The organism is Streptococcus henryi DSM 19005, assembly GCF_000376985.1.
GTDB lineage: Bacteria > Bacillota > Bacilli > Lactobacillales > Streptococcaceae > Streptococcus > Streptococcus henryi.
The window spans coordinates 150,774-171,230 of the sequence record NZ_AQYA01000037.1 but is presented as its reverse complement, the minus strand read 5'-3'; the positions used below and the strand labels follow the sequence as shown (position 1 = coordinate 171,230).

General features: G+C 40.9%; 25 protein-coding genes and 1 pseudogene. All 26 read right to left on the bottom strand.

Annotation, left to right across the window (positions count from 1 at the left end):
• Positions 1–142: 142 nt before the first annotated feature.
• The 26 genes and pseudogenes from F601_RS0110895 to F601_RS0110770 all read right to left on the bottom strand — a co-directional run bounded on the left by F601_RS0110895 (position 143) and on the right by F601_RS0110770 (position 20,230).
• Complete coding sequence (locus tag F601_RS0110895) at positions 143–967, bottom strand: replication initiator protein A (RefSeq protein ID WP_018165722.1); 825 nt, start codon at positions 965–967, stop codon at positions 143–145.
• Entirely contained in the window at positions 964–1,137 is a 174-nt protein-coding gene (locus tag F601_RS13335) for a hypothetical protein (RefSeq protein ID WP_018165721.1), read from the bottom strand. The genes F601_RS0110895 and F601_RS13335 overlap by 4 nt, the downstream gene beginning before the upstream one ends.
• Before the next feature lie 166 nt (positions 1,138–1,303).
• Positions 1,304–1,453 (bottom strand): annotated as a pseudogene (locus F601_RS0110885) (DNA mismatch repair protein MutT); the annotation flags it as partial.
• Positions 1,454–1,488: 35 nt separating this feature from the next.
• A complete protein-coding gene (locus F601_RS0110880) occupies positions 1,489–1,962 on the bottom strand; it encodes an 8-oxo-dGTP diphosphatase (RefSeq protein ID WP_018165719.1) in 474 nt (157 codons plus the stop codon).
• A 160-nt stretch (positions 1,963–2,122) separates the two neighbouring features.
• Positions 2,123–3,022 (bottom strand): GTPase Era, encoded by a 900-nt coding sequence (gene era, locus F601_RS0110875; protein ID WP_018165718.1) that lies wholly within the window; start codon positions 3,020–3,022, stop codon positions 2,123–2,125.
• A gap of 56 nt (positions 3,023–3,078) precedes the next feature.
• Positions 3,079–3,486 (bottom strand): diacylglycerol kinase family protein, encoded by a 408-nt coding sequence (locus F601_RS0110870; protein WP_018165717.1) that lies wholly within the window; start codon positions 3,484–3,486, stop codon positions 3,079–3,081.
• A complete protein-coding gene (gene ybeY, locus F601_RS0110865) occupies positions 3,467–3,964 on the bottom strand; it encodes an rRNA maturation RNase YbeY (protein WP_018165716.1) in 498 nt (165 codons plus the stop codon). The genes F601_RS0110870 and ybeY overlap by 20 nt, the downstream gene beginning before the upstream one ends.
• A gap of 252 nt (positions 3,965–4,216) precedes the next feature.
• Entirely contained in the window at positions 4,217–5,068 is an 852-nt protein-coding gene (rfbD, locus tag F601_RS0110860) for a dTDP-4-dehydrorhamnose reductase (protein WP_018165715.1), read from the bottom strand.
• A 156-nt stretch (positions 5,069–5,224) separates the two neighbouring features.
• Complete coding sequence (locus tag F601_RS13570) at positions 5,225–5,947, bottom strand: hypothetical protein (protein ID WP_018165714.1); 723 nt, start codon at positions 5,945–5,947, stop codon at positions 5,225–5,227.
• A 375-nt stretch (positions 5,948–6,322) separates the two neighbouring features.
• Positions 6,323–6,658, bottom strand: a complete 336-nt coding sequence (locus F601_RS0110850) for a metal-sulfur cluster assembly factor (RefSeq protein WP_018165713.1) — start codon at positions 6,656–6,658, stop codon at positions 6,323–6,325.
• A gap of 14 nt (positions 6,659–6,672) precedes the next feature.
• Positions 6,673–7,782, bottom strand: a complete 1,110-nt coding sequence (gene rpoD, locus F601_RS0110845) for an RNA polymerase sigma factor RpoD (RefSeq protein WP_018165712.1) — start codon at positions 7,780–7,782, stop codon at positions 6,673–6,675.
• 8 nt (positions 7,783–7,790) lie between these two features.
• Positions 7,791–9,578: a DNA primase gene (dnaG, locus tag F601_RS0110840; RefSeq protein WP_018165711.1), complete on the bottom strand. Its 1,788-nt coding sequence runs from the start codon at positions 9,576–9,578 to the stop codon at positions 7,791–7,793.
• 164 nt (positions 9,579–9,742) lie between these two features.
• Positions 9,743–10,174, bottom strand: a complete 432-nt coding sequence (locus tag F601_RS0110835; RefSeq protein ID WP_018165710.1) for a GNAT family N-acetyltransferase — start codon at positions 10,172–10,174, stop codon at positions 9,743–9,745.
• 29 nt (positions 10,175–10,203) lie between these two features.
• On the bottom strand, positions 10,204–10,518 hold the full coding sequence (gene hisE / locus F601_RS0110830; RefSeq protein WP_018165709.1) for a phosphoribosyl-ATP diphosphatase: 315 nt from the start codon (positions 10,516–10,518) through the stop codon (positions 10,204–10,206).
• Positions 10,519–10,670: 152 nt separating this feature from the next.
• Positions 10,671–10,994: a phosphoribosyl-AMP cyclohydrolase gene (gene hisI, locus F601_RS0110825; protein ID WP_018165708.1), complete on the bottom strand. Its 324-nt coding sequence runs from the start codon at positions 10,992–10,994 to the stop codon at positions 10,671–10,673.
• Positions 10,991–11,749, bottom strand: coding sequence for an imidazole glycerol phosphate synthase subunit HisF (gene hisF, locus F601_RS0110820; protein ID WP_018165707.1), 759 nt, complete (start codon positions 11,747–11,749; stop codon positions 10,991–10,993). Before hisF ends, hisI begins: the two co-directional genes overlap by 4 nt.
• Position 11,750: 1 nt before the next feature.
• Positions 11,751–12,470, bottom strand: a complete 720-nt coding sequence (gene hisA / locus F601_RS0110815) for a 1-(5-phosphoribosyl)-5-[(5-phosphoribosylamino)methylideneamino]imidazole-4-carboxamide isomerase (RefSeq protein ID WP_018165706.1) — start codon at positions 12,468–12,470, stop codon at positions 11,751–11,753.
• 190 nt (positions 12,471–12,660) lie between these two features.
• Positions 12,661–13,266: an imidazole glycerol phosphate synthase subunit HisH gene (gene hisH / locus F601_RS0110810; RefSeq protein ID WP_018165705.1), complete on the bottom strand. Its 606-nt coding sequence runs from the start codon at positions 13,264–13,266 to the stop codon at positions 12,661–12,663.
• A 1-nt stretch (position 13,267) separates the two neighbouring features.
• Complete coding sequence (gene hisB, locus F601_RS0110805) at positions 13,268–13,852, bottom strand: imidazoleglycerol-phosphate dehydratase HisB (RefSeq protein ID WP_018165704.1); 585 nt, start codon at positions 13,850–13,852, stop codon at positions 13,268–13,270.
• A 191-nt stretch (positions 13,853–14,043) separates the two neighbouring features.
• On the bottom strand, positions 14,044–14,679 hold the full coding sequence (locus F601_RS0110800) for a GyrI-like domain-containing protein (protein WP_026183201.1): 636 nt from the start codon (positions 14,677–14,679) through the stop codon (positions 14,044–14,046).
• A 31-nt stretch (positions 14,680–14,710) separates the two neighbouring features.
• Entirely contained in the window at positions 14,711–15,358 is a 648-nt protein-coding gene (serB, locus tag F601_RS0110795) for a phosphoserine phosphatase SerB (RefSeq protein ID WP_018165702.1), read from the bottom strand.
• Positions 15,345–16,628 carry a histidinol dehydrogenase gene (gene hisD, locus F601_RS0110790; protein ID WP_018165701.1) on the bottom strand — a complete coding sequence of 428 codons (1,284 nt, stop codon included), beginning with the start codon at positions 16,626–16,628 and terminating at the stop codon, positions 15,345–15,347. The genes serB and hisD overlap by 14 nt, the downstream gene beginning before the upstream one ends.
• Entirely contained in the window at positions 16,625–17,272 is a 648-nt protein-coding gene (gene hisG / locus F601_RS0110785) for an ATP phosphoribosyltransferase (RefSeq protein WP_018165700.1), read from the bottom strand. The genes hisD and hisG overlap by 4 nt, the downstream gene beginning before the upstream one ends.
• On the bottom strand, positions 17,272–18,246 hold the full coding sequence (locus tag F601_RS0110780; protein WP_018165699.1) for an ATP phosphoribosyltransferase regulatory subunit: 975 nt from the start codon (positions 18,244–18,246) through the stop codon (positions 17,272–17,274). The genes hisG and F601_RS0110780 overlap by 1 nt, the downstream gene beginning before the upstream one ends.
• A 26-nt stretch (positions 18,247–18,272) precedes the next feature.
• Positions 18,273–19,325: a histidinol-phosphate transaminase gene (gene hisC / locus F601_RS0110775; RefSeq protein WP_018165698.1), complete on the bottom strand. Its 1,053-nt coding sequence runs from the start codon at positions 19,323–19,325 to the stop codon at positions 18,273–18,275.
• Between the two features lie 359 nt (positions 19,326–19,684).
• Positions 19,685–20,230 carry a tRNA (cytidine(34)-2'-O)-methyltransferase gene (locus F601_RS0110770; RefSeq protein WP_018165697.1) on the bottom strand — a complete coding sequence of 182 codons (546 nt, stop codon included), beginning with the start codon at positions 20,228–20,230 and terminating at the stop codon, positions 19,685–19,687.
• Between the last annotated feature and the right edge of the window lie 227 nt (positions 20,231–20,457).

Genomic DNA, 20,457 nt, shown 5'->3' with positions numbered 1-20,457 from the left:
CTGACAAAATTAAAAAGGACCTTACTTCTTGCGTAACGTCCTTTCTTAACAATGATCTTCCATTTCTGGGGCAGTGATAAGTTCAAAAATGAACCAAATCATTCCTAATCCCCAAATACCTAATAATATCCACCAAAACATCTTACTCACCCCCTTTTAGTTCTTTTAAGCGTTGGACCTTGGTCCATTCGGATAAGACGCCATTAAAGACGTATTCCGCTATCGTTTCTGTTCTGTCCGCAAACCTCATATTCTCTAAAGCGTACTGATACCGATGATCAAAATAAATCATGGCATAATCACTAGCAGCCTGTGATAGACCAACTTGTCTCAACTGATCATGTACCAAGCCCCAAATGTAATCTCTGTCGTATCTTGTGACTCGGTCTACTTTACGTTGAAAATTGTCATTGTCACATTTCTTACTTGTTAGACTTTCTTTCTCCTCCTCGTCCTCAATGACTGACTCACTCTCTTTAGTTTCACTCATATCAGTCTCACTAACTTCAGTCTCACTAGTGGCTGATTTTAAGACTGGCCCCGGCTGATTTTGACACCCCCCTAGTGTTTTTTGAACACTACCCCCGTCTGAATTTGAGACTGGGGTAGGTTCATGTTCTAACTCCCCCAAATAAATCTTGTTGGCCAAGCGTCCTTTTTCACTGGAAGACTGTTGGACTTCATCTATCAAACCATACTCTCGTAAGGTTTTCTTGATAGCAAGTAACTTAGATTTGGAACAGCCAAGTAGTGCCATGAGTTTGGAGTTGGAATAGACCAAATAAATAGCCCCATCCTCATCTATCCACCCTCTACTTAATGACAATTCCAAACGGTCTTTTAGAACAGCATAAGCAACCTTCACCTCGAGTTTCATGCCCTTATAGTGATCACTCTCATACAAGAGTTTTGGGAGCTTATAGTAACGCTCTGACGTTTGATAGTGATTTGCGGTGATACGTTTCATGATTGTCCCTCCAACACTAATAAACCGATATTTCCTAACTCATCAAATTGAATGAGTCCGTTCTCCTCCATTTCAGCAACTATCCGCTTCGCTTTATTGATATCGATTCTCATGATAGCCATGAGATGACACATCACAATTTGTCGTGATGACTGTTCATTCTTTTGCATGATTTTCCTCCTGAAACTAAAAAAGCGAGAACACTTATTAAAAAGTTCTCGCTAAAGCGATATTATTTATAAAATCTAAAAAATTCCTCCTTAATGACAGATTGTAGAACGCTCAAATCCTTGATTTAACAGCGTTTTAAGCACCTGTCATTATTATGACACAATCCCCGCCTGGAATTGCCCATGTTTTCTTATCGCCACGCAGTTGCAAAAGAATTTCCCCTTCTTCATTAGCAAGGATTCCACCTGCGAAATTGAGTATTATCTTGTCATGTCCAACCTTGGAGCGAATATATGAAATGTAATCTTGTGTCATTTGTTCTCCATTATTCTATAGTGATTGTCTAAAATTCAAAAATAATATTGCTGCAAATCATCTGACTCATCTCGTTCGTAAAACAACTCTGAAATATCTTTGCTCTCAAAGACTTGCAAGGTTTCAGTCATTGATTCCGCGAGTTCAATACGCCCTTTTTCCAAGTCTTTGCGACTGATCCAAACAACTTTCCCTTCCTCAGAGTCTCTCAGCTTCCCCTGATATTCCGTTACTTTGTAGAGAAAAACTAAATAGCGTTGACCTGTCTTTCGAAGATGAAAATGTTTCATGCCAACTAGTCTTGGATGAAAAATTGTCAAACCAGTCTCTTCATAAACCTCACGAACCACTGAAGCATACAAGGACTCAAAATTTTCTATGTGCCCTCCAGTCAGAACTGCTCCAGACCAATCGTATCTATCAGAATCCCTGATTTGCATAACGATATTACCCTGACCATCCTCAATCAGGCACATATTGGTTAAAATAACATTTTCAGAACGGGACATATGAACTCCTTAATATTTTTATTTATATCTAATACACCATTTACTTATATTATAACATGATTTTTCTCAACGTTACTTGAACAAAATCCCTTCATCATTTATTCAATTGATATATAAAAAACGAGAACACATTAATATGTTCTCGCCCTCATTTATAGTCTTAATATTCTTTTTCGTTGTATCCAAAGTCTGCCAAGTCAAGCTTCTTATCGCGCCAATTTTTCTTAACTTTGACCCAAGTTTCAAGGTAAACTTTGTCACCAAGCATGATTTCGATATCACGGCGGGCCATTTTACCGATTGTCTTGAGCATAGCTCCCTGTTTTCCGATGATAATACCTTTTTGGCTATCACGTTCTACCATGATGGTTGCACGAATATGAACTTTATCCGTTTCTTCATCACGCTTCATTGATTCGACAATAACAGCAACTGAGTGAGGCACTTCTTGCTCAGTTAATTTAAGGATTTTTTCACGAATCATCTCTGATACTAAGAAACGTTCTGGGTGGTCAGTGATTTGCTCTTCAGGGAAATATTGGAAACCTTCTTCAAGATTGTCCTTGAGGATTGTCATGAGAGTTTCAACATTGTTACCTTGTAGAGCAGAAATTGGAACAATTTCTTTGAAATCCATTTGTGATCGGAAATCGTCAATTTGTTCTAAAAGTTGGTCTGGATGAACTTTATCAATTTTATTGATGACTAGGATTACCGGAATTTTAGCAGCTTTAAGGCGTTCCATAATCATGTCATCACCTTTACCACGTTTTTCATCAGCTGGAACCATGAAAAGCACTGTCTCAACTTCACGAAGAGTTGAGTAAGCTGATTCTACCATGAAATCACCAAGCGCTGTTTTAGGTTTGTGAATCCCTGGTGTGTCAATAAAGACAATTTGCTCGTTTTCTGTGGTATAGATTCCCATGATTTTGTTACGAGTTGTCTGGGCCTTATCAGACATGATGGCAATTTTTTGCCCCATGACATGATTCAAAAAGGTTGATTTCCCAACATTTGGACGACCCAAGATGGCTACAAAGCCTGATTTAAAAGTCATAAATTCTCTTTTCTATTTTTATAATTTAATATTTTTTGATAAATGGCTGCGCTCTGCTATTTTCCTAAAATCAAGTGCCAAATTTTTGGCACAAAGATAATGAGTCCTGTCACGACAGCATAGCCTGAGATGACGAGAACTGCTCCTGCTGCCATATCTTTAGCGTTCTTTGCCAGCATTGAGAAATGGTAATTGCTGGCTAAGTCTACAACATTCTCAATAGCTGAGTTGATAATTTCAAATGAAATAACCAGAAAAATGGCCAGCATCAAAAAGAGCCATTCCATCGCCGAAATTTGGAAAACGAGTCCGGCAAGTGTCGCTAGAATAGCTGATACGAGATGCTTACGCATATTGCGTTCTTCTTTAAAAGCCGTAATGACACCAGTTATGGCAAATTCCATACTGGCCACCAAATCCATGTTTTTCCACTTTTTTTGTGGATTATTGTCGCGTAAGTCCATAGGCTGTCAAAATCTCTTCCTGTAGGGTGAACATTTCTTTTTCTTCTTCAGGTGTGTAGTGATCGTAGCCGTTAATATGCAAAAAGCCGTGTACTGCTAAAAATCCCATTTCACGTTCAAAAGAATGTCCATATTCTTGAGCTTGCTCATGAGCTTTATCAATTGAGATAAATAGCTCACCAATATAGCTATCAAATTCATCTAACATCTCTGCCAATTCAGGATTTTCTGCCAAATCTTCTTCATCAAAGGCAAAAGGTACCTCTGGCTTATATTCCAGACTGATAACATCCGTTGGACGATCAGTGTCACGGTATTCTAAATTCAACTCATGGCTGCGCTCATTGGTTACAAAAGTCACTGCCATTTCCTTATTCTCTTTGCCAAGCTTTTCAGCTGTAAAATCAAGCAACTCTATGGTTTGCTTCATCATCGCCTCAGAGACCTGACCAGTCTCATCAACCATCTCTACGTACATAATATAAGATACTAAGGGCGGACAGAAAACGACCGAATTTTAGGAAACTGACAGGAAATCCTGATTTCCTAGACAGTTTATCTAAATTCCGAGTTTTCCGCCCGAGTTCAATTTGGCTTTCAAAGCAAACACAAACTGCCCTTTTTCCTTTCAAATACTTTATTCTCAATAGTTTTAGTTAAACTATTATATCATAAGAACAAAGAAAAAGCAGGTTTTCCCTGCTTCTAAAATTATTTGATTTTTGTGAGATTATTTTTCACCTTGACGGTAAAATTCTTTTAATGCTTCTTGCCAAGTTGGAATGACAAAGCCTGTTGCTTTTGCTTTGTCCAAATTCATTGTTGAATTAAGTGGACGTTTTGCCTTAGCTGGAAAGGCTGATGAATCAACTGGTGCTACTTCAACATCAGTATCTTTTAGAATTTCAACAGCGAAGTCATACCATGTTGTGTCTTCTGTTGCATCATTTGACAAGTGGTAGTAACCAAACTCTTTTTGATTTTCAGCCAAATGGCACATAAACTCAGCAAGCGTACGTGTCCATGTTGGACGACCGTGCTGATCGTTAACGACAGTCAAACGTGGGTGGTTCTTTGCAAGATTTTGCATGGTGAAGACAAAGTTCTTACCGTAATTACCAAAAACCCAAGCGGTACGGATAATGTAGAACTTATCCGCATATTTTTCAACAGCTTCTTCACCAAGACGTTTTGTACGGCCGTACTCAGTCTTAGGATCTGGTGTGTCAGTTTCCAACCATTCTTGTCCTACTGGTTTTTCGCCATCAAAGACATAGTCTGTTGAGATGTAAACTAAAGTAGCACCATATTTAGCTGCAGCTTTAGCCACATTTTCAGTCCCTGTCACGTTAATAGCGTAGTTAAGTTCCTTACCTTCCTCTTCTGCTGCATCAACCGCTGTATAGGCTGCACAGTGATATACCAAAGATGGTTGCACTTGGGCAAAGACCTCGTCAACTTTTTCAGCATTTGTGATGTCCATTTCGGCAACATCAACCGCCACATATTCTTCATTTCTTTCATCAAGTAAATAGCGGAGCTCTGTACCGAGCTGACCATTACTTCCAGTAACTAAAATCATATTCTGACTCCTTCAGTTTATATTCTTATTCATTATACCGAAAAAAGGATGAAAATTCATCTTTTATTCTCAAAAGAGAGGACATTATTGCCCTCTCTTAATTTTATGAAATTATTATTTTCAATTAATGCTTTTTGTCATTTCTTTTATTCCAGATTATTCTGTTTTTGAATGATGTTTGCCACTAGCTAGTGCATCTGCCTCACTCATCTTAATCACTCTATTAAAATTTGTATTATAAGGCATATTTTCAATACGATACCAATAGGCGTCTGCTTCACCATTTCTAGCTACAAAAACCATTCCATCTGGATTTACACCAACAGTTGAACCTCCGCTGGAATTTGAACCACTATTACTATTTTTCACTGGTGAGTAACTGTTAGCATCTGCATATTCTGCACCGTTTCCTATCGCATACCATGAAATTCCCTCATAGCGCCAGCCAATTTTTACTAAAGAATCTCTTTCACCCGCTGATAGGGTGTAGTGGTGAGTACCTGTTCTTGCATTTGGGTTGTAAAGTCGATAAACTGGCACTGTTCCGCCAGACTGCCATGCGATACCCTCGTAACGCCACCCTAATTTAACCAAATGGTTCTTTTCACCACCTGAAAGGGTGTAATGGTGGTCTCCACTATTTGGATTATAGAGTCGGTGAACTGCTTGTCCACTAGAAGGTGCGAGCCAACCAACTCCTTCTTTATGCCAGCCTATTCTTCCTAAGGAATCGCGCTCATAAGTTGATGCTGTATAAAAATGTTCCCCTGAATTTGGATTGTAAACCCTGTACATGGGGGTGTCAGCTAGCACTGATTGACCAACAAACAAAGTCACAAAGACTGTTAAACCAATAAACCATCTTGCAAATCTTTTCATTTTTTCCTCTTTCAATAATCCCAAAACATGAGGCACTCTATGACAAGTGACCTCCCAACCCAACAAGTACTTTATTCCCCCAATGCACCTCCTTTTATAAATTAGATGCTGACACAATAATCTCCCTTTAAATTTAGAATAATTTAAAGTCTGGTATTAGAAGTCATTTACTTAAATGAAATCACACCGTCAGTCAAATGTTATCAATAATACTTAAACAGAGAATTTGTCAGCTTACAAGTGAATTATATCACAGAAAAACAGCGTTTACAATCACTATTTCAAGCCATTTTCAAGCAATTATCACTTAGTATTTCAGAAAAATTTTGAGAATAAAAAAAACCAGCTTTTTCACTGAAAAGCTGGCATTTTATTTCATCGAATACCTAGGGCGATACGAGCGTAGCGGCTCATTTTATCAACAGACCAAGCTGGGTACCAAACTAACTTAACTTCAACATTTGTTACTTCTGGTACTTCTTTCATAACATCGTGAATTTGGTCAGTCAAGAGGTCTGCCAAAGGGCATCCCATCGTTGTCAATGTCATATCAATTTCTGTACGACCATCTTGTTCAAAGCGAATCTCGTAAACCAATCCAAGATTAACAATATCAATTCCTAATTCTGGATCAATAACCATTTCTAGTGTTTCGAGGATACGATCCTTGATTTTAGCTACTTCTTCTTCAGTATATTTAAGTTCTGACATAGTCACCTCACTAATTAATCTTCAATAAAATCGCGGAGCTGTTTGCTGCGACTTGGGTGGCGAAGTTTACGCAGGGCTTTTGCTTCAATCTGACGAATACGCTCACGAGTTACGTTGAATACCTTACCAACATCTTCAAGTGTACGCATTTTACCATCATCAAGTCCAAAACGAAGACGGAGAACATTTTCCTCACGGTCTGTAAGAGTGTCAAGCACCTCATCCAATTGTTCACGGAGAACAACACGAGTTGTGTAATCAACTGGATTTTCAATGACTTCATCTTCAATGAAATCACCAAGATGGCTATCATCTTCTTCACCGATTGGCGTCTCAAGAGAAACTGGCTCTTGAGCAATTTTAAGGATTTCACGAACCTTATCTGGCGTCATGTCCATACGCTCTGCAATTTGTTCAGGAGTAGGATCTTGTCCCAACTCTTGAAGCAAGTTACGTTGTTCACGGACCAACTTGTTGATCGTCTCAACCATGTGAACAGGGATACGAATAGTGCGGGCTTGGTCAGCGATAGCACGTGTGATGGCTTGACGAATCCACCATGTCGCATAAGTTGAGAATTTGAAACCTTTTGAGTAGTCAAATTTATCAACGGCCTTCATGAGACCCATATTTCCTTCTTGAATCAAGTCAAGAAATTGCATACCACGACCAACATAGCGTTTAGCGATAGAAACAACCAAACGAAGGTTAGCTTCTGCCAATCGTTGTTTAGCCTGAAGGTCTCCAGCAGCAACAGCGACAGCTAACTCTTTTTCCTCTTCATTGGTCAAGAGAGGAACAACCCCAATTTCTTTTAGGTACATACGAACTGGGTCATTGACTTTAGCTGAATTTGAACCTAACAATTCCTCATCAGTCAATTCTTCGGGTTGTGGTTCTTCCACAACATATTTTGTAGACGGATTACCTTCTTTATCCGTGATAGAAATTCCGCCATCTGTCAAACGTTCCAAAAGATCATCAATTTTATCAGCGTCTAAACCAAAAGGAATGACTAATTTTTCAGTAACTTCATCGTCAATAGCTGTACCAGCTTGTTTATGACCGCGGATAAATTCTGCAACTTGGACGTTAAATGTAGTAATTTCTTTTTCGTTTGCCATAAGATCCTCTATTCCATATTTCTTTTTTGTGCAATAAGTTGTTCTAATGCCAACAAGGCTTGATCTGTATCACCGTGATTACTTGATTCCCGAATTTGTTTACTTTGCTTTCGCAGTTCTCGTTCTTGAATCAATTGATTACGACGACTTTCAATTGCCTCAACTTCATTATTCGCAATTTCTTCTGGTAAATTCTCCTCCAAAACACGATAATACATCTGACGCACATTTTCTTCCATTTGATTTAGATCAACTGTGGTAATTTCTCCTTGCTTTTTCAACAGTTCAAACAATATTTGTAATTCAGCTGTATCAAAAATAAAATCCTGTCGATGTCTAAATTCATTCAAAAGATAAGCATGATGTAATAAGCGATGCATCAACTGACTTTCTGCTCTTACAAGTGCAGTCATTGCCTTAGAGACAGGTAACTCCACAACCCTCATGCTTTGAAGTCTTGCTTCTTGGGAAATAGCAGAGCGGTTAGAAAGCCTCTCATTGTTAACTGCTTGCTCAACCTGAAAATAATCATAGTCAGGTAAAAGTTCAGCTACCATATTAATATAAGCATTTTGAGCTGTAATTGAAGGAGAGGCAGCAATAATTTTTGCGATTCGCTCAACAAATGCAATTTCAGCTTGAAGATTATCAATATTTTCAGGTTTTAAATAGTGTATCAGAAATTCAATACTTGATACACGAGACTGTTGCAAGAGTTGTCCCAGAGCTTCTGGAGAATTTTTTTGTAAAAACTCATCAGGGTCCATCTGATTTGGGATTCTAACAATCTCAACTTGCATATCAGACAAAATTTCTAATGATTTAGCAATCGCATTTTGTCCTGCAGTATCACCATCGTAAGTCAGTACGACTTTCTTAGTGAATTTTTTGAGGTGCTGAACATGCTCAGGCGTTAAAGCTGTTCCCATAGAAGCAACAGCATTTTCAACACCAGCTTTATAGGCTGCTATGACATCCATAAAACCTTCCATAAGGTAGACTTCATGTTGCTTACTTGCTACCGCCTTAGCCTTATCGAGATGGTACATCTCGTAAGATTTGTTAAAAATGGGGGTTGAACGAGAGTTCTTATATTTAGCCTGCTTCCGTTCCACATCAGACTCTGTCCAAATTCGTCCCGAAAATGCAATCACTTGCCCCGAATCATTTGTTAAAGGAAACATAATTCGATTACGAAAGGCATCATAAAAACGATTGTTTTCTTCAGAAAAGTTAAATAAGCCAGAATTAGCTAAAGTATTTTCATCATACTTATCCTTCGCGCTGATTTGGCGATAGAAAAAATCAGCCTCATCTGGAGCCAGACCAATGTTAAAAACTTCAAGCAAGTCATCAGTTAAACCACGTTCAGCTAAATAAGCACGCGCTTGTTGACCAATTGTAGTTGTCATCAAAACAGCATGATAAAACTTTGCAGCGTCTTGATGGATGTCCAAAAGAGCTTGATTAGGATGCAGACGTCTGTTTGGTTGAGGTGTTGTTTCAACCTGAACCGCAATACCAGCTCGCTCTGCTATTATTTTAACACTTTCTAAAAAGTTAACTTGACGATACTCTTCAATAAATTTGAAAACATCACCTGATTTACCACAACCAAAACAGTGAAAAAATTGACGATCCTCAATGACGTTGAAAGACGGTGTTTTTTCTTTGTGGAAAGGGCACAGACCTAGGTAATTTCGTCCAGCTTTTGTAAGGCTGACCACTTCACCAATAACATCAACAATATTCACACTGTTTTTTATCTCAGCGATCATCTCTTTATCGATTGCCATGGCACCACCTCCCCATTTTAGCGTTACATTACATTATAACATTTTCAATAGAGATTTGTAAAATGAAAGGTAGTGTGTTTTTTATCAAAACAAGTTGAAAATTTCATAATATTTTCTTGATGTCACATGATTGCAAAAAAGTAGAAACTAGTGTTCTAAAAACACTAGTTTCCATTTACTTTATAAGATAAATAGTAGGTGTCAACACCTTCAAATGGAACATTTTCTAATGTCCCATAAAGGACAAATCCATGGCGCAAATAAAAGTCTTTAGCCTGATAAGACCTGGTTGTAAGAATGATGGTCTTAATCTCGTTTTGTAGGGAAAAACTTTTGATGCCGTTTAATAATTGACTCCCCAATCCCCGTTTTTGTTGACTAGAAATAACTGCCAAATCATTAATCTTTAAAGTCTCATAGATTCTCTCACAAGAAGCTGCAGCAATAATATTATCAGCATCTTCAAGCACAAAGTTAATTCTCTCATGAGCATCGTTAGGCCGCTTCTTCTGAAAAGTTAGCTCAAACTGCTCATCAAAAACAGATTGGAAGAAGTCCGATAATTCCTTACTACCTTGATGAACTCGAAAAATCATCCTCATCACCTACTTCCCAACACCTACTATTAATAATCAGTCACTTCCTTGCGGTCATGAACATTACTTTTCTTCCCTTGACGTCCTTCTAGTACAGCATTAACATCATCAAGAGAGACTCCAGTCTCTACTAGCATGACTGCCAAGTGGTAAAGAACATCGGCGGTTTCATTAGCAATTTCTTCCTTGTCGGCATTTTTGGCTCCGATAACAACCTCAGTCGCTTCCTCACCGACTTTTTTCAAAATCTTATCCAAGCCCTTATCAAAAAGGTAGTTGGTATAAGAACCTTCTTTGGGATTATTTTTGCGATCTAGCGCTTCTTTGTATAAAGTTTCTAACATTTTCTCTCCTTTCTTTTGGAAAATAGCAGAGCTTACTTATTGTTCATTCATTAACTGTCATATTTTGAGGTGAAATCTGTTTGAATCTAGGCACCCAAGCTGCGGATAATACTAAAGTATATCAAGACGAGCTAAGGCAGAAGAAGCCAAAATCATTTCAAAATATCGTTGAAGAAACAAGAATAAGCCCCCGTATGACAGGCTGCCCCTTCTTGTTCAACTGCGATAAGCAAAGTGTCGCGATCGCAGTCTGTTTTAATGGATTTGACATGCTGATAGTGACCTGATGTCGCTCCCTTGTGCCAAAGTTCATTGCGCGAGCGACTCCAATAGTGCATCTGCTTGGTTTTCAGCGTCAGTTCATAGCTTTCTTCATTCATGTAGGCCAGCATAAGGACCTGTCCTGTTTCATGGTCAGTCACGATGACAGGCACAAGGCCATCTTGCTTGTCAAAATCAAGTTTGATAGCTGTCATAGGCGCACCTCGACTCCCGCGTCAGCCATGGCTTTCTTAGTGTCAGCGATAGCCACTTCTCCAAAGTGGAAAATAGAAGCCGCCAAAGCACCTGTGGCAGGGGTTTTCTGGAAGACTTCAACCATGTGTTCGATATTGCCAGCACCACCCGAAGCAATGATAGGTACATCGACCACTGCTGCTACTGCATTGAGCATATCGAGGTCAAAGCCAGACTTAGTGCCGTCCTTGTCCATGGAAGTCAAAAGGATTTCCCCAGCTCCAAGACTGACCACTTCTTTTGCCCATTCAATTAGATCCTTACCCGTATCTTTGCGGCCACCAGCCACATAGACATGCCAGCTGCCGTCTTCTTCCTTGCGGGCATCGATAGCGGCTACCACACACTGGTTGCCAAATTTCTCTGAGCATTCCTTAATCAGTTGTGGGTTAGCAACTGCTGAAGAATTGACAGCCACCTTATCTGCCCCAGCCTTGAGCATCTTGTTCATGTCTTCGACCGAGCGAATGCCACCGCCGACTGTAAAGGGAATGAAGACCTGATCCGCCACGTGACGGACCATCTCGACAGTTGTGTCACGTTCCTCGTGGGTGGCAGTAATATCTAGAAAGACCAACTCATCGCAGCCTGCTTCATAATAGGCGCGGGCAGAATCAACAGGGTCACCTACATCGGTCAAATTGACAAAATTAACTCCCTTGACAACCCGCCCATCCTTAACATCCAGACAGGGAATAATACGCTTTTTTAACATATCAGCCTCCGAATTCCTTGAGCTCGTCTAGGGAAATGTTGCCATTGTAGTAGGCTTTCCCAACAATTGTTCCCGCTACGCCAATTTCTTGGAGTTTTGTCAAATCGCTGAGCTCTGCAATGCCACCTGAAGCGATGACTTTGGCAGTAGTTAATTCAGCCACCAAGCGTTGATAGTGGTCAAAGTTTGGTCCAGTCAAGGTGCCATCACGGTCTACATCGGTGTAGACAAAGAGCGCCACACCCATTTTTTCCATCTCTTTAGCTAAGCTGATGTAGTCAACAGTACTGGTTTCAAGCCAGCCTTCTGTAGCAACAAAACCGTCTTTGGCATCAATCCCAACCACAATCTTATCGCTGCCAAATTTATCCAAGGCAGCCTTAACAAAATCAGGATTTTTCACAGCCATGGAACCGATAATGACACGATCAATCCCAACATTGAGATAGTCCTCAATTTGTTCCAAAGTTCTGATGCCGCCACCGACCTCAACACCCAAACCTGTCGCCACCTTGAGGGCCGCAATCAAGTCACGGTTGGTCGCTTTGCCATCAAGTGCACCATCTAGGTCAACCACATGAATAAATTCAATACCAGCGTCCGCAAAAATGCGAGCTTGCCCCAATACATCGGGATTAACAACCGTTTCCTGGCTGAAGTCACCTTTGAAGAGACGGACAGCTCGGCCGTTTTTAATATCAATTGCAGGAAGAATTTGCATTGTTTAACTCCTTTTTCAAAGTCTTTTTTTGATACTCACCTTATGTGGTGGCGCCGTCGGAGCTTGCCCTCGGCAATCTCCCCGACTAACTTTTGAGCCTAAAGTCTCAAAAGCTTGCGCAAAGGCACCACGGCGGTGAGTATCGGGTATGGGTGAAGCTCCGCTTCACTTCCTAATCTCATGATCCCCACTATTTACAGAGTTGGACAAATTTTTTGATAATTCCTAAGCCGATGTCACCTGATTTTTCGGGGTGGAATTGGGCACCGTAGACATTATCTTTGTGAATCATGGCTGGTACTTCAATTGAGTAATCAGCTGTGACGTCGATATAATCAGCAGGAACATCTGTATAATAAGAATGAACAAAGTAAACAGCTTGACCTTCAAGTCCCTCTGTTAGAGCCGTTTCTTGTTTAACCTTCAAGTCGTTCCAACCCATGTGGGGAACTGGTTTGTCCTTACTTGCTGGGATCCTACGACAGACTCCTGGAATGAAACCTAGTCCCTTGGTTTCTTGGTGCTCCAATCCACTTTCAGTTAGAACTTGCATCCCTAAGCAGATTCCCAGAAGGGGAATACCACTTGCAACTGCTTCTTTGATGACAGTGACAAGACCCCGTTTTTCCAGCTCTGTCATTGCCGCAGGGTAAGCCCCTACACCAGGCAAAATCAAGCCAGAGGCTGATAGAATTTTTTGAGGATCAGCTGACAACTGAGCCTCAACTCCGATTTTATCCAAAGCTCTCAGAACATTGGCTGTGTTGCCAGCATCATAATCAATTACAATTAGCATATTAGAGCATTCCTTTTGTTGAATTGACACCCTTAATTTCTGGGTTTAGGGTAATGGCTTCGCGCAGAGCACGTCCAGTCGCTTTGAAGAGACTTTCTGACTTGTGGTGATTATTCTTACCGTGCAAGATTTTCAAGTGTAGGTTCATTTGGACGTTGAAGGCAAGTGCTTGGAAGAATTCTTCTACCAATTCTGTATCAAAGTTACCCAGTTTTGGATTGTCAAATTGACAATCGAAGACCAAGTAGCTGCGCCCTGAGAGGTCAAGACTAGCCATACCTAACGTTTCGTCCATAGGAACAAAAGACGTTCCATAGCGGTTAATGCCAGCCTTGTCGCCCAAGGCTTCTTTGATGGCCTGACCGAGCACGATGCCCACATCTTCTACCGTGTGGTGGCTGTCAACATGAAGATCACCATCTGCCTTAACCACCAGTGAAATACGGCTGTGGCGAGCAAAGAGGGTCAGCATGTGGTCAAAAAAACCAACACCAGTGTCGATATCAACTGGCTCTTGGGCATCTAAATCGATGGCTAGCTTGATTTTGGTTTCAAAAGTATTGCGTTCAACTTCTGCTTGTCTCATATTTTTTCCTTCTTTTTGATATTTTTCTTAGGTGGTGGCGCCGTCGGAGCTTGTCTTCTATAATCTCCTTGACTAACTTTTGAGTCTAAAGTCTCAAAAGCTTCGCAAAGACACCACGCGGAAAGTATCGTCTATGCCCCTAAGCTAGCGCTTAGGAGATATTGGGCAAGCTAACGCTTGCTTTTTTGATGTCAATCTGATTTTTTAATGGGGTGGCGGATGACTGTTCTTAGTTTTTCTGGTGCGACTCTTCTGGCGTCTGACAAATAGATTTCATGGTGGTATCTCTTTTCAGAGATATCCAATTGATACCCTTTTTCTGCCATAAAGTCGTGCCTGAGGGCAACGGTTTCTGGTTCGTTGTCATAAAGTCCGACATGGAGGCATTGGACACAAAGACCTTCTTCATAAGATAAAAATTCTACCTTGGAAAAATCCGTCTTCTTTTTCTCAGTCGCTTCTGCTATAGCCCAGTCAAAAGCTTCTTTTGTGACAAAGTCTGGTAAGCGTATCAGAGAAATAAAGTGAAAGTCCTCTTTTCTAGTATAATCTACTCCCTCTACACCCTCTTGCCAACAAAAACCTTCGAGAGGCGGAACAACATAGTCAAAATAGCCTTCCAGCTGATGCTGTCCCTTCTCGCTCATTTTGATGGTATAGGCAATAGCATAAAGTAAAGTAATAGATTGCTTATATTCTCCATCTTCAGCATTGGGGTCTCCCTGACCTCGGACTGCTAGATAGTTGATTTTAGGCAGTTCTACAATACTAGGTTTCTTTTTTGGTAGGTAAAATTCCTTGTATTCTTTCTTGTAGTCAAAAGCCATCAGTTCCCCTTTCAAACTAGAAAAAACAATCTTATTCCTCAACCCCATCTATAATCTCAATCACCTTATACAAGTCTGACTCTGTGATTTGGTAGGGAGCTTGTTCTCTGACGATTGGTTTGGCGCAGAAGGCTATGCCGATGCCTGCAGTTTGAATCATTGGCAAATCGTTTGCGCCATCTCCCATGGCAATGGTTTGATCCATAGTGAGGCCATTTTCAGCCGCCCAATGGCGGAGCTTCTCTACTTTAACGTCTTTAGTAACAATATCACCGTAGGTGCGACCTGTTAGGACACCGTCCTTGATTTCTAGATGGTTAGCCTGAACATAGTCAATGCCAATTTCTGCAGCCAAGCGGTCAACGGTTTCATGGAAGCCTCCTGATACCAGACCAACCTTGTAACCACGCGCATGCAATTCATCCACCAATTCCTTGGCACCTTTATTGAAATGAATGCGGGCATAAACCTTGTCAAGAATGGATTCTGGAAGGCCTTTGAGAGTCGCTACGCGCTCTTCAAGAGCTTGTTTAAAGTCCAACTCACCGCGCATGGCACGTTCAGTGATGTCAGCAACTTGCTGCCCCACGCCAGCCTCTTCTCCCAATAAATCAATTACTTCTTCTTGGACTAGGGTTGAATCTGCGTCCATGACTAAGAGTCCTTTAGTTGTTGTCATTTCTCACCTCGATTGCTTTGGCATGGGCCTGTAAGCCTTCGGCATAAGCCAAAGTTGTTATATCTTTTTCAGCCTGATTGACTGCTGCTTTTGAATACTGTGTGTACTGGATGCGTTTGATGAAGTCATGAACACCCAGAGCTGATGAAAAGCGGCTAGTTGCTGTTGTTGGCAAGACATGGTTGGCACCTGCATAATAATCGCCGATAGGTTCACTGGTGAAGTGACCAAGGAAGATAGATCCAGCATTTTCAATGCGATCAAGGTAGTCATAGGCATTGTCCATGGCGATTTCCAAGTGCTCAGGAGCTACCAAATTCATGAGGTCAAACATGCTGTCAGCATCTTTTGCGATGATGATTCGTCCATTATTTTCAACCGAAGGTCTTGCGATGGCTTCGCGTGGTAACTCTCTCAATTGTTTTTCAATTTCCACTTCAACAGCGTCAGCCAATTCTTCCGAATCAGTCACCAAGATGGCACGGGCAAGAACATCGTGCTCAGCTTGGGACAAGAGGTCAGCTGCTACATATTTGGCATTGGCAGATTTGTCAGCAATAACTCCGATTTCTGAAGGTCCAGCAATCATGTCGATCCCAACAATACCGAAGACTTGCTTCTTAGCAGTGGCAACGAAGATATTACCAGGACCGGTGATTTTATCCACTTTAGGAAGGGTTTCAGTCCCGTAAGCCAGTGCAGCAATCCCTTGGGCACCACCGACTTGATAAATCTTATCAACACCAGCCAATTTGGCAGCCACTAAAATAGCAGGAACAAAGTGCTCTTGAGGCGGTGTAATCATGATGATTTCCTTGACCCCAGCAATTTTAGCTGGGATGACATTCATGAGGACTGATGACGGATAGGCGGCTGTCCCCCCCGGAACATAGACCCCAACGCGTTCGATTGGACGAATGAGTTGACCGCGGATGACCCCTTCAGACGGCTGGTCTTCAAAGCCAGTCTCCAATTGCTGTTTGTGGTAAGATTCGATATTAGCTATAGCATTTTCCAGTGCAGCTAGGACATCTTTATCAACCTCATCAAATGCTCTGTCAATCAAGTCTTGTCCAACTTCTAAACTGTCCAATTCCACTTTATCAAACTTAGCTGAATAGTCACGAAGGGCTTGGTCTCCACGATTTTTAACGTCTTCAACAATAGCACGGACTGTTTCTTCAACATCTAGATTTTGTTTTGACAGTTCCAACTGCTCTTGATAGAGAAGCTCAGCGATTTCTTCATTTGTTCCAGTCAATCTTTTCATTGGAAGGGTACCTCCTCATTTCCTACAATACTTTCAATCTTACGGATAAAAGGCAAAAGCTCAGGATTATTTTTCAGCGCTGCCTTATTGACAATCATACGTGCTGAAATGCGACAAATGTCTTCATAAACCTTAAGGCCGTTGGCCACCAAGGTATTACCAGTCTCAACGATATCAACAATAGCATCCGCTAAGCCGATAACAGGGGCAATTTCAACCGATCCTTGAATAGAGATGATTTCAACATCTTCTCCTTTTTTATTGAAGAAATTAGTTGCCACTGTCGGGTATTTGGTAGCAATGAGCTTGCGCTTATGATCATTAGGGTCATAACTGTCGGTTGAGGCCACAGAGAATTTACAAAGACCAAAATTGAGATCCAACATTTCAAGGTAGCCCGTCGGATGCTCCATGAGAACATCCTTACCAACTACACCGATATCAGCTACCCCATGACGAACATAGGTGGTAACATCCGGTGCCTTAACCAGAAGAAAACGGAATTTTTTATCAGGACTTTCAAAGATAAGATTGCGTCCCTTATCCGCCATGAAGGACATGTCAAAACCAGCTTTTTCTAGCAATTTTACAGCATCTTTTTCAATGCGCCCTTTGGTCAGGGCAATGGTAATTTGCTCAGTCATTAGGCACCTCCTTCAAAAACAATATCATCGTGAATAGCACGGTAAATGGAATCGATATCAATAGCCCAGCCAACAGCAGTCAACTGGTCAGCACCAAATCGTTCAAAGAGTTTATCATAGCGTCCACCTGATACAAAGGCATCCGGCACCTTGTCCCCAAAGACCTTGAACATAATCCCTGTGTAGTATGGCATGCTTGATAGCTGTGCTAAATCGATGGTAATGTGGCTAAGGACATTTTCCAAAGATTTGGTTAAATTTTCCAAACTAGCTAGAGCTGTCAAAACATCCTCGTTATCAGTCAAGGAGCGAGCTTTTTCAAGTACCAGACTAGCCTGACCAAAGAGGAAAGGCAAGTTCTTGATCAATTCATCAAACTCACTGCTATGGACTTTGGTAAATTCATTGAGTCCTGTGATGGACTTGTCACGAATGAGGACTGCCAAATCTTGGGCATCTTTTTCAGACAAGTTTAGCTCTTCAAAAATAATTTTCAAAATGCTGGCGTGTGAAAACTCAAATTGATAATTCTTAACACCTGATACATCAAGGGCTGCTTTGGCAGTTTCAATGGCTTCTTGAAGAGCATCCTGAACTGGAAAACCAATAATCTCAATTCCTGCCTGAGTGTGTTCGTTACTGAGACCACGCATTTCTTCATTGTAGTTGAAGACTTTTCCAGAATAAGAGAATTTAATGGGTGTCTGTACTTGGGTAGATGCGATGACACGTCCGATTTGACTGGTGATATCAGGACGCAAGCTCAGCAATTCCCCCTTCTTATCAAAAAGATTATAGTTATTGGCGCTGACCTCATCACCGAAGACTTGGAAATGTTCCAAGGTTGGTGTTTCGATGCGGTTGAACCCATTGTTCATCAAAAGGTCTGAAATATCACGCTCAATGGTATACATGGCACGCGCTCGTTTAAAGAGCTTGTCGTGCATGCCTATTGGTAGGGTTGTTTTCTTCATAGAGAGTAACTCCAAAATTTCTATACTTATAATATTTCTTTTATGGCTGATAAGACGCGCTCCATCTCCTCTTGGGTTCCGATGGAAATGCGAAGCTTATTCTTGATACGGTCAACTTTTGGGAAATAGCGCACATAGATTTTTTGTGCTTGCAGATGATTGAAAAGCTCCTCTGCTGACACACCATTAGGTTCTACTAGGATAAAGTTTGTTGCACTTGGTAGGACAGAAAAATCTAACTCTTGCAATGCTGAACTAAACCAATCTCTGGTTGTCATGATTTTCTGACAAGTTTCCTCATAATAAGCCCAATCTTCTACTGCTGCAGTCGCTAGACACTCAGCTATGCTATTGACATTGTAGGGATTGATGGAGTTCTTAACAGCATTGATAACAGCCATCAACTTGGGACTGCCGATACCGTAACCCACTCGCAAACCAGCAAGGGCTGCGTCCTTGGAGAAGGTACGTGTGATAAAAATATTGTCATATTTTTGGAGCAATGGCAGAGCTGTCTGACCACCAAAGTTGATATAGGCTTCATCGATAATGACAACCACATCTTGATTGGCCTTAACGATGGCCTCAATCTCATCCAGAGGCTTGTAAATCCCAGTCGGTGCATTGGGGTTGGTCAGGACAATCCCACCGTTATCAGCAAAGTAATCAGCTGTCTCAATCTCAAAGTTTTCATTGAGCGGAATTTCATGATAATTAATGCGATACAAATCTGCCCAAACCTTATAAAAACCGTAGGTCAAATCTGGGAAAAGAACTGGCTCCTCAGAGTTGAAAAAAGCAAGAAAGGCCATGGACAGGATATCATCTGAGCCATTTCCAACGATAATTTGGTCAGCTGACACTTGTAAGTTTTCTGACAAAGCATGTCTGAGCGCAGCCTGGTCCAAAGTCGAATATTTGCGCAAGCTATGGGCATCGAAAGTCTCTAAAGCTTGGCTAACCTTTGGGCTTGGCCCATAGGCATTTTCATTGGTGTTGAGTTTAATAATATTGTCTTCTTTGGGTTGACTACCAGCCACGTAAGGCTCTATCTTTCTTAACCCTCTAATTTCTGTCATGGTAACTCCTTTCATGCTTTGGATAATAAAAAAAGTCCTCGCAAATGATCTTTGCAAGGACGCTTGATGCGTGGTTCCACCTTTGGTTCAGCAATCCGTCGCCAGACTGCCCTCATGAAGTACGGGACTTCGACTTCGTAACGTGAAGTTAACCGTCGTACACTACTCTCACTTGATTTCGCACACGCACTCAAGAATGTGTCGTCTAAGGATTGCATGCCTTCTCACCCATGGGCACTCTCTGTCTGTTGTCTTAGACTTTTTCTATCATCGCTTTTATATTACAAATATTCTACAAGAAAATTCTGAATAATGCAAGTATAAAAATAAGGATTTCTTATAAAAAATAATAGAAAGGTCTATTTGAGCTTATCTTGTTCGTATGTATGACTTAATTCTAAATTGGGGAAGGATTGCTGACGCAGTGCTTCATAAACAATCATACAAGCCACATTTGAAACGTTTAGACTTCTGACATGTTCGTCATTCATGGGAATACGCAGTGCTTTTTCTGGGTGATTGCGCATAAATTCCTCAGGCAGCCCTTTATCTTCACGGCCAAACATGAAATAATGCGACAGCCCATCATTGTAGTTTTCTTCTGAGTAAACTTTGTCAGCAAATTTACTGATGAGATGTACCTGGCCACTGCATTTTTCCATAAAATCATCTAAGCTATCATAAAATGTTACATCTAACTTGTCCCAGTAATCCAATCCGGCGCGTTTCATCTTACGGTCGTCAATGGGAAAGCCCATAGGTTTAATAATGTGAAGCGGGCTGTTTGTGGCCGCACAAGTTCTAGCAATATTGCCAGTGTTTTGTGGAATCTGTGGTTGGAAAAGGACAATGTGATTTTTGATGCTTTCACCTTTTTCCTGATAGTCCAATTCTTCAATGTTCATCTTTATTTCTCCATTTTGGCAAAAAAATAAACCACACTGCCCGGAGTCAAGCTCAGCAGACAATGTGGTTGATGGCGACTCATTACCTTAAATCATAACAGGTTTGATTTAAACTAACGAATTCATGTAGTTAATTATAACACTTTGATATCCAAAGTCAACATTTTTGTCGCGATTTTGTTACTTTTTCTAAAATAGACTCATTTTATCCTCATCCTTTTTTAAAA